This window comes from Amycolatopsis sp. SID8362 (genome assembly GCF_010550475.1).
In the GTDB taxonomy this organism is placed as follows: domain Bacteria; phylum Actinomycetota; class Actinomycetes; order Mycobacteriales; family Pseudonocardiaceae; genus Amycolatopsis; species Amycolatopsis eburnea.
Genome location: NZ_JAAGNB010000347.1, coordinates 1 through 6,752, shown reverse-complemented (window position 1 = coordinate 6,752; position 6,752 = coordinate 1). Strand labels below are relative to the sequence as shown.

At 72.3% G+C, this 6,752-nt stretch carries 7 protein-coding genes; 3 read left to right on the top strand and 4 right to left on the bottom strand.

Annotation, left to right across the window (positions count from 1 at the left end; all coding sequences use genetic code 11):
• The coding region (locus tag G3I65_RS11530) for a PhoD-like phosphatase N-terminal domain-containing protein (protein WP_203612355.1) at positions 1-264 on the bottom strand (264 nt) is incomplete at its 3' end.
• 123 nt (positions 265-387) lie between these two features.
• Between G3I65_RS11530 and G3I65_RS11525 the strand changes: the two genes are divergently transcribed.
• The gene (locus G3I65_RS11525; protein ID WP_160696101.1) at positions 388-2,736 is read left to right on the top strand and encodes a penicillin acylase family protein; all 2,349 of its coding nucleotides are present in this window, start codon (positions 388-390) and stop codon (positions 2,734-2,736) included.
• 21 nt (positions 2,737-2,757) lie between these two features.
• On the opposite strand, the gene G3I65_RS11520 is transcribed toward G3I65_RS11525, so the two are convergent.
• Entirely contained in the window at positions 2,758-3,327 is a 570-nt protein-coding gene (locus tag G3I65_RS11520) for a TetR family transcriptional regulator (RefSeq protein ID WP_160696100.1), read from the bottom strand.
• Positions 3,328-3,415: 88 nt separating this feature from the next.
• Between G3I65_RS11520 and G3I65_RS11515 the strand changes: the two genes are divergently transcribed.
• Positions 3,416-4,309, top strand: a complete 894-nt coding sequence (locus tag G3I65_RS11515; protein WP_160696099.1) for an SDR family oxidoreductase — start codon at positions 3,416-3,418, stop codon at positions 4,307-4,309.
• A gap of 4 nt (positions 4,310-4,313) precedes the next feature.
• Here G3I65_RS11515 and G3I65_RS11510 read toward each other — a convergent pair whose 3' ends face one another.
• Positions 4,314-4,673, bottom strand: a complete 360-nt coding sequence (locus G3I65_RS11510) for a DUF4233 domain-containing protein (RefSeq protein ID WP_166639955.1) — start codon at positions 4,671-4,673, stop codon at positions 4,314-4,316.
• Positions 4,674-4,705: 32 nt separating this feature from the next.
• Positions 4,706-6,361 (bottom strand): folylpolyglutamate synthase/dihydrofolate synthase family protein, encoded by a 1,656-nt coding sequence (locus tag G3I65_RS11505; RefSeq protein WP_160696098.1) that lies wholly within the window; start codon positions 6,359-6,361, stop codon positions 4,706-4,708.
• A gap of 73 nt (positions 6,362-6,434) precedes the next feature.
• Between G3I65_RS11505 and G3I65_RS11500 the strand changes: the two genes are divergently transcribed.
• Positions 6,435-6,752 (top strand): bifunctional 2-polyprenyl-6-hydroxyphenol methylase/3-demethylubiquinol 3-O-methyltransferase UbiG (locus tag G3I65_RS11500; RefSeq protein WP_160696097.1); only part of this gene is annotated, 318 nt, incomplete at its 3' end.

Sequence of the window (6,752 nt, the reverse complement as noted above, 5' to 3'; positions counted from 1 at the left end):
GGCGAGGGGGCCGGGCACCCGGCGGGCGTGCCGGAACGACGGGTCGCGCGCGACCTCGACCACGAGCCGCGACGGGCGGTCCGCGCGGGACCAGACGATCGCCGAGCCCGGGGTGACGTCGCCGGACTGGACGCCGTGGGTGAGCACGGGCCGGTCGCGGCGGACGAGCGGGACCGCGGCGAAGGCCGTCGACGGCAGCACGAGCGTGGCGGCGGCGCCGGTGAGACCGGCCTTGAGCAGGGTACGGCGGGAGTGGTGGGTCATGCGCGGTTTCTATCCCGCCCCGGCCAACGCGGGTTTGCGCGCGGGTGAACGGATATCGGGGGTTTCCCCCATCCCCGGGTCCGCTCGCCGTCGGTAGCGTGGCGATCACGACAAGGGGGTCAGATGAGACCATTCAGGAAAACCCTGGCGGTTCTGACAGCGGCACTCACCATCACCACACTGGGGACGGCCGTCGCGGAAGCCGGCCAAGAGAAAGCCGTTCTCCGCTACACCGAACACGGCATCCCGCACATCGTCGCCAACGATTTCGGCGGCCTCGGCTACGGGTACGGCTACGCGGCGGCGACCGACAACGTCTGCGAGCTCGCGAACATCTACCTGACGGTCAGCGCGCAGCGGTCGAAGTACCTCGGCCCGGGCGGCGACGGCTACCCGTCGCTGTCCGAAGCAGCGAACAACCTGCACAGCGACCTGTTCTTCCAGCGGATCAACGACTCGGGGATCGTCGACAGGCTGGCCGCGCAGCCCGCGCCGCAGGGCCCGCGGCCCGAGGTCCGGCAGATCGTTTCCGGCTACGTCCGGGGCTTCAACGCCTACCTGGCGCGCACCGGCCGCGCCGGCATCTCCGACCCGGCCTGCAACGGCGCGGACTGGGTCCGGCCGATCACCGAGCAGGACTTCTACCGGCACTTCTACGCCATCGCGATCACCGGCGGCCAGGGCGTGGTCACCGAAAGCCTGTTCGCCGCGCCGCCGTCCGGGCCGGCTCCGGCGCCGGGTACCGCCGGGCAGCTGTCCGACCAGGTCCGCAAGGCGCTCGGCGGCGGCGGGCTGGGCAGCAACGGCATCGCGATCGGCGCGGACTCGACCGCGTCGGGCCGGGGCAGCGTGCTGCTCGGCAACCCGCACTACCCGTGGCAGGCCGGGCGCCGGTTCTGGCAGAGCCAGCTGACCATCCCGGGCCGGTTCGACGTCGCCGGCGCGAGCCTGCTCGGCATGCCGTTCGTCCAGATCGGGCACACCGCCGACGCGGCCTGGACGCACACGGTGGCCACGCCGGTCACGTTCGGCCTCTTCGAAGTGCCGCTGCAGGCGGGCGACCCGACGACCTACCTGGTCGACGGCAAGGCGGAGAAGATGACGTCGGCCGACGTCACGGTCCAGGTGCGCCAGGCCGACGGCTCGCTGAAGCCGGCCCGGCAGACGTTCTGGTCGACGCGCTACGGCCCGGTGATGGCCGACTTCCAGGGCATTCCGCTGCCGTGGACGGCGAAATCGGCGTATGCGGTACGCGACGCCAACGCGACGAACCTGCGCGGGCTCAACACGTGGTTCGAACTCGACCAGGCCCGCAGCACGGCCGACGTCGTGCGGGCGCTGAGCCGCACCCAGGGCGTCCCGTGGGTCAACACGATCGCCACCGACCGAGCGGGCAACGCGCTCTACGCCGACATCCAGGTGGTCCCGCACGTCACCGACGAGCTGGCGAAGACGTGCAGCACCCCGTTGGGGCAAGGGACCTTCGAGCAGGTCGGACTGGCCATTTTGGACGGTTCCAAGTCGTCGTGCCAGTGGGGTTCGGACCCGGGCGCGATCGAGCCGGGCATCTTCGCGCCGTCGCGGCTGCCGCAGCAGCAACGTCGTGACTACGAGCTGAACGCCAACGACAGCGCCTGGCTGGCGAACGCGAGGGCGCCGATCACCGGCTACCCGCACATCGTCGGGGACATCGGCACCGAACGCTCGCCGCGCACGCGGGAAGCGTTGCTCACAGCCGAAAAGGGCGGGTTCACGACGGACTCGATGAAGAAGATGCTCTTCGCCGACCACAGCCTGCTCGCCGACCTCACGGCGGCGGACCTGGCGAAGCTGTGCGCGTCCTTCCCCGGCGGGCAGGCGCCGTCGTCGTCGGGCCCGGTGCCGGTCGGACCCGCCTGCGACGCACTGGCGAAGTGGGACCACACGTACTCGCTCGACAGCCGGGGCTCACTGCTGTTCCAGCGGTTCGCCGCCCGGCTCGGGGGCGTGGACCGGTTCACCGTGCCGTTCGACCCGAAGGCGCCGTTGACCACGCCGAACACGCTCAACGTGGGTAACGCGGACGTCCGGAAGGCGTTCGGGGACGCACTCGTGGAACTGCGCACGGCCGGGCTCCCGCCGGACGCGAAACTGCGGGACGGCCAGGCTGTCACCCGCAACGGCGAGCGCATCCCGATCCACGGCGCGCAGGGTTTCCTCGGCGTGCTCAACGTGATGACGACGGAATGGGACCCGGCGCGCGGCAACGTCGAGGTCGCGCACGGGTCGAGTTACCTCCAGGTGGTCGGGTTCAGCGGGCACGGCTGCCCGGACTCCTCGACGTTGCTGACGTATTCGCAGTCGTCGAACCCGAAGTCGCCGTACTTCAGCGACCAGACGAAGCTCTACAGCCGCGGTGAATGGGTGAAGGAACGCTTCTGCGAAGCCGACATCCTGCGCTCCCCCGCGCTGCGGACCGTCGTGCTGCGCTGAGTTCCCGGCGGAGGCGGGCGCTCAGCCGCCCGTCTCCGCCGACAGCGCGCGCAGATCGGCGAAGGCCTCGTCGAGGTGCTCGTCCAGGCTGCGCGCGGATTCCTCGATCCACGCCCCGGCCGCGTGGTGGAAGGTGATCCAGCCGACGTGCGCGGCCAGCTCGGCCAGCCGGTCGGCGACTCCCCGCGCCCGCAGCGCCGCCGCCAGGGCGTCGCCCATCGCCGCGGCCTTGGCCAGATCGCGCTCCCGCAACGCGGGGGTCGCCGCGATGACCGCGAGCCGCGGTTCGGCGAACGGCCGGTTGCCCTCGATGATCCGCCCGGCCTTCCGGAAGGCGCGGATGAGGACTTCCAGCGGCGGCAGCCCGTCGGGCGCGGCGGCGACCGACGCCGTCAGGTCCGCGCGCAGCGTGGCTTCACCGTCGAAGAGCACTTCGCGCTTGTCCGGGAAGTGCCGGAAGAACGTGCGCTCGGTGACGCCGGCCCGGGCGGCGATCTCGGCGGTGGTGGTCTGGTCGAACCCGCGTTCGCGGTACAGCTCCAGCGCCGCCTGCTGCAGGCGGCGACGCGCTTCTTCTCCGCTGCGTGGCACGCCGTCAGCCTACCGGTAGCGACAGCGACTGACACTACGCGGTACAGTTCGTAGCGTCAGTCACTGTCACTACCCGGGAGATGTCCCCATGCACGTCTTCGTCACCGGCGGATCCGGCCTCACCGGACCCGCCGTCGTCACCGAGCTGATCGCGGCCGGCCACACCGTCACCGGCCTCGCCCGCTCGGACGCTTCCGCGGCCCGGCTCGAGTCGCTGGGCGCCACCCCGCACCCGGGCTCGCTGGAGGACCTCGACAGCCTGCGGACCGGCGCCGCGGCCGCCGACGCCGTGCTGCACATGGCCTTCGGCGGCGACTTCACCGACCTGGAGGACATGACCCGCCGCGACCGGACCGCGATCGAGGCGCTCGGCCAGGTCCTGGTGGGTTCGGGCAAGCCGTTCGTCAGCACGTCCGGCACGCTGGTCATGCCCGCCGGGCGGGAGAGCACCGAGCGGGACGAGCCCGACGCGGCCGGGCTCGCCGCGTTCCGGATCGCGGGCGAGCGGGCCTGCCTGGACTTCGCCGGGCACGGCGTGCGCGCGAGCGTGGTCCGGCTCGCGCCCACCGTCCACGGTCCCGGTGACCACGGCTTCATCGCCTGGCTCGTGGACACCGCGCGCAAGACCGGGCAGTCGGCCTACGTCGGCGACGGCGCCAACCGCTGGCCCGCGGTGCACCGGCTCGACGCGGCGGTCGTCTTCCGGCTGGCCCTGGAGGGCGCTCCGGCGGGCAGCGTGCTGCACGCGACCGCCGAGAACGTGCCGTTCCGGAGCATCGCGGAGACGGTCGGGCGCGGGCTCGGCCTGCCGGTGGTTTCACTGACGCCGGACGAGGCCGCCGGGCACTTCGTCAGCCCGTTCATCGCCAAGGCCTACGGGCTCGACGCGCCCGTCTCCAGCACGCTCACGCGGGAGCTGCTCGGCTGGTCACCCCGCCACGCGTCGCTGCTCGACGACGTCGCGAACGGCGACTACCTGTAGGCGGTCAGGGCTGGGGCTGCTGCTGGCTCGCCAGGGTGCCGGCCGCCATCCGGCGGGCGACGTCCTTGCGCAGCCACAGCAGCCACAGCCAGATCGCCAGGAAGATGACGCCCAGCACGGTGATCGCGGGCAGCCAGAACACCAGCGCGATCAGCACCACCTGCAGCGCGAGGATCAGCGGCACCGCCCACGGGCGCTTGACGAACCCGCACGTCACGACCAGCAGCACGGCCACCGCGATGACGGTCCAGCCGGTGCCCGTGCTGATCCCGCCACCGAGCTTGTTGACCACCGGGAGCGCGAGGGCGACCGTGATCGCCTCCATGATCAGCGTTCCCGACATCACGCCGCGGAAGCCCTTCATCGGGTCCTTCGGCTTGGGCGTCTCGTTCGAGGTCACGCCGGCTCCTTCCCGAACAGGGTGCGCGCCTCGCCGGCGGTGACCACCGAGCCGGTGACCAGCACGCCGCCGCCGGACAGCGGCTCCTCGGGGTCGTCGTTGGTCTCCACCAGCGCGATCGCCGTCTCGATCGCCGTCTCCAGGTCGGTCTCGGCGACCACCCGGTCCTCGCCGAACACCGAGATCGCCAGCTGGTTGAGCTCCTCCAGCGGCATCGAGCGCGGCGAGGAGTTGCGCGTCACGACGACGTCGGACACGACCGGCTCGAGCGCGTCCAGGATGCCGTGGGCGTCCTTTTCGGCCATCACGCCGACCACCGCGACCAGGCGGCGGAAGGCGAACTCCTCGGCGACGGTCGCCGCGAGCGCGCGGGCGCCGTGCGGGTTGTGGGCCGCGTCGATCATGACCGCGGGGGCCGCGCGGACCCGCTCCAGCCGACCCGGCGTCTCGACCTCGGCGAACGCCTCGCGCACGGCCTCGACCACCAGCTGCTTGTCCTTGCCCGCGCCGAAGAACGCCTCGACCGCGGCCAGCGCGAGCGCGGCGTTCGCGGCCTGGTGGGCGCCGTGCAGCGGCAGGAAGACGTCGTCGTAGACCCCGCCGAGGCCCTGCAGCTTGAGCAGCTGCCCGCCGACGGCGACCTCGCGCTCCAGCACGCCGAACTCGCTGCCGGCGCGCGCGACCGCGGCGTCGACCTCGACGGCGCGTTCCAGCAGCACCTTCTGCACCTCGGGGTCCTGCTCGGCGATGACGGCGACCGAGCCGGGCTTGATGATGCCCGCCTTCTCGCGCGCCGCGCTGACCGCGTCCGGCCCCAGGTACTCGACGTGGTCGAGGCCGATCGGCGTGATGACGGCGACGTCGGCGTCGGCGACGTTCGTGGCGTCCCAGGCGCCGCCCAGGCCCGCTTCGAGCACGGCGGCCTCGACCGGCGCGTCGGCGAACGCGGCGAACGCCATGCCGGTGAGGATCTCGAACTTGCTCATCGCGACGCCGTCCGCGGCGGCACCGTCCACCATGGACACGTACGGCGCGATGTCGTGCCACAGCTCGGCGTAGCGCGCCGCGGAGATCGGCTGGCCGTCGAGCGCGATCCGCTCGGTGACCAGCTGCAGGTGCGGGCTCGTGTAGCGGCCGACGCGCAGGCCCATCCGGGTCAGCAGCGCGTCGATCATCCGGGCCGTGGAGCCCTTGCCGTTCGTGCCGGCGACGTGCAGCACCGGGTAGCCCTTGTTCGGCTCGCCCAGCAGCTGCGTCAGCGCGGCGATCCGGGCCAGCGACGGCTCGATCTTCGTCTCCGGCCAGCGCTGGTTCAGCTCGGCTTCGACGGCCAGCAGCTCTCGGCGCGCTTTGGGCCCGTCCGGGTCGCCGTACACCGCGGCTTCGCCCTGGTCGTCGAGCTCGTGCAGCTCGGCGTCCTCCGGCACGGTCAGGTCGGGCACCGGGCCGGTGGCGAGGTTGTCGCCCAGCTGGCCGACGCCGCCGATGCCGCCGCGCGAACCGCCGCCGGCCTCGAACGCGGTGTCGCGCACGTCCAGTTCGGGGTCGTGGTCGTCGGACTCCTCGTACCCCGACGTCCCCAGTTCGTCGACGCCCGCGAAGCTGTCCAGATCCGACAGGTCCGGCTTCCGACCTGTCTCATCCTGCGGCACTGACTCTCCTCCGGCCTGGGGTTTCGCACTTGCCTTCCGAGTCTACGTGCGTGGCGGGTGGCACTCTCGACGCATGCCGTTCAACCACAACGACCACTACCACCCGCTGCTGCTGGACCTGCTGCCGCCGGGACCGGGCATCGCGCTGGACGTCGGCTGCGGCACCGGCCGGTTCGCGCGCCGGCTGGCCGCGACCGGGATGGCGGTGGAGGCGGTCGACGTGTCGGCCGCGATGGTCGCGGCGGCGGCGGGGCTCGGTTCGCCGGGGCCCGGCGAGATCGTCTACCGGCAGGCCGACGTCACCACCGACGCCCTGCCCGAGGCGCACTACGACTACATCTCCTGCCTGGCGTCCCTGCACCACATGCCGTTCGAGACGCTCGCGAAGCTG